This window comes from Longicatena sp. 210702-DFI.1.196, assembly GCF_020563125.1.
Classification (GTDB): domain Bacteria; phylum Bacillota_I; class Bacilli_A; order Erysipelotrichales; family Erysipelotrichaceae; genus Longicatena; species Longicatena caecimuris.
This window is the reverse complement of record NZ_JAJCPX010000094.1, coordinates 1-689: the sequence shown is the minus strand read 5'-3', so window position 1 is coordinate 689 and position 689 is coordinate 1. Positions and strand designations below refer to the sequence as shown.

General features: G+C 39.9%; 1 protein-coding gene. It reads left to right on the top strand.

All coding sequences use genetic code 11. From position 1 onward, the window contains the following. Positions 1-391: 391 nt before the first annotated feature. On the top strand, positions 392-689 hold a 298-nt coding region (locus LI241_RS16020; protein ID WP_227151466.1), incomplete at its 3' end, for a helix-turn-helix domain-containing protein.

Sequence of the window (689 nt, the reverse complement as noted above, 5' to 3'; positions counted from 1 at the left end):
TCTAGGTACTATGACATGTATACGCAGGGCGGTGTTACATATACGCCCTTTACGAACGCCTAAAGGCGTTCCCTTTCTTCCTGTGTCTGCCCCGTTCTTAACGCTCACGAGCCTTGTAAGGCTCGTGGCTAAACGGAACAGCCCCAGTCAGAAACCTTGTTTTCGGTCTGATAGTCCATGCTTATTCATGCTATCAAAGTGAAAATACATATTTTTTGTGCTTACTCAAGCGTGTGATTGACCCTAGAGTGCTTAATCACTCTATCTGATGCGATAATAACGCCATTAGAATTACTTGTCAAGAAGTTTTTGTTGACTTTTAGATGTATATTAAGTATGATATGCTTATAAATACCAAGAAAAGCAACGAAAGGAGCGGTTATACTAAGTTATGGAGCATTATGAAAAGAAAATCAGTTTCTTAGGAGAGAACATACAGACCATAAGAAAACACAGAGGAATGAAACAACAGGAACTTGCGGACAAAATCGGTATCAATATGCAGAGCCTTTCCAAAATTGAACGAGGTGTGAATTATCCTACCTTTGATACGTTAGAGAAGATAATGGACGTGCTGGGTGTAACGCCCAATGAATTATTGTCGGGAGAATGGAAGTATATTGACCACACCGAGCCATATATCATGGATATTATCAAACGGGAACAGGACTTCAATGTTTCCTTAGATT